This window comes from Streptomyces sp. NPDC002130 (genome assembly GCF_040296465.1).
In the GTDB taxonomy this organism is placed as follows: Bacteria; Actinomycetota; Actinomycetes; order Streptomycetales; family Streptomycetaceae; genus Streptomyces.
The window spans coordinates 1-1,367 of record NZ_JBEOXI010000882.1; the positions used below are offsets into that span (position 1 = coordinate 1).

The following is a 1,367-nucleotide window of genomic DNA, read 5'->3' on the forward strand; positions in this document are numbered from 1 at the left end:
AGCCGCCCTCGCCGAGCACCGGCTCGATGATGACCGCGGCGACGTTCTCCGCGCCCAGAGCCGGAGTTGCTCCGGATCATCAGAAGACCAAGCAGGTCACTCGCTTGTTCGACAAGATCGCAGCACAAAAGGGTTTCGAGTTCTACCTCAACGTCGAGATCGGCAAGCACATCTCGCACAGCGAACTGCTCGAAAATCACCATGCGGTGCTCTACGCAGTCGGCGCATCGTCCGACCGTGGTCTCGGCATTCCGGGTGCTGATCTGCCTGGCACGGCATCGGCCACCGACTTCGTGGCCTGGTACAACGGCCACCCCGATCACGCCGACGACGTCTTCGACCTCTCGCATCGCCGCGCGGTCATCATCGGAAACGGAAACGTCGCGCTCGACGTCGCTCGCATTCTCACGGCCGATCCCGAGAAGTTGGCGCGCACTGACATCTCCGCTCACGCACTCGCCGCTCTGCGGAAGAGTCGCGTCGAAGAAGTTGTCATCGTGGGTCGACGCGGAATCGCGCAGTCCGCGTTCACGGTCCCCGAGTTCACCGGCCTGATGGCACTGCCGGACATCGAACTCTCTGTCGGACCCGACGACATGGTTCTCGACTCGGCCACCGAAGAACTGGCAAAACGCGGCGAGCTTCCGCATGCCGTCGAGCAGAAGTTGCGTCTACTCGAAGCACTGAAGAACCGCGATCACGTCGACGTCGGCAACAAGCGCATCACGTTGCGCTACCTGCTCACGCCGACGTCGATCACCGGCGACGATCAGGTCAGTGGAATCGAGTTCGCTCGCAACGCCCTGGTCGACGCCAACGGAACCGTGCAGATCGAGGCGACCGGCGATACCGAGACCATCGATGCCGGCTTGGTCCTCACCTCGATCGGCTACCGCGGAGTGCCCATCGCAGGCGTCCCGTTCGACGAGCGTGCTTCGGTCATTCCGAATGAGAACGGCCGCGTCCTCGAAGCTCCGAACGGCGATCCCGCCACCGGCGTCTACGCGACCGGTTGGATCAAGCGCGGACCGAGTGGGTTCATCGGCACCAACAAGTCCTGCGCGCAGGAAACGATCAGGATGCTCGTCGACGACTTCAACGACGGCCGCCTGACCAACCCGGTCGCCGACGACTCCGCAGTCGATCGTCTGGTCCGGGCGCGACAGTCCGACGTAGTCGACCGCGAGGGCTGGCACGCCATCGACAAGGCGGAACTGGAACGCGGCGCTGCGCACGACCGTGTCCGCGAAAAGGTTCTGGATCAGGTCGAGATCACCTCCATCCTCGACGCTGCGGCCCGGGTGAAGCCGACTCGTCGATTCGGTCGACCCGTTCGCGCTCGCTGATCCACCACAGGTAAACAGCTA

1 protein-coding gene is annotated in these 1,367 nt (G+C 63.6%); it reads left to right on the forward strand.

All coding sequences use genetic code 11. From position 1 onward, the window contains the following. A partial coding sequence (locus ABT116_RS46600) for a ferredoxin--NADP reductase domain-containing protein (RefSeq protein ID WP_351647319.1) occupies positions 1-1,346 on the forward strand: 1,346 nt, incomplete at its 5' end. Positions 1,347-1,367 lie beyond the last annotated feature (21 nt).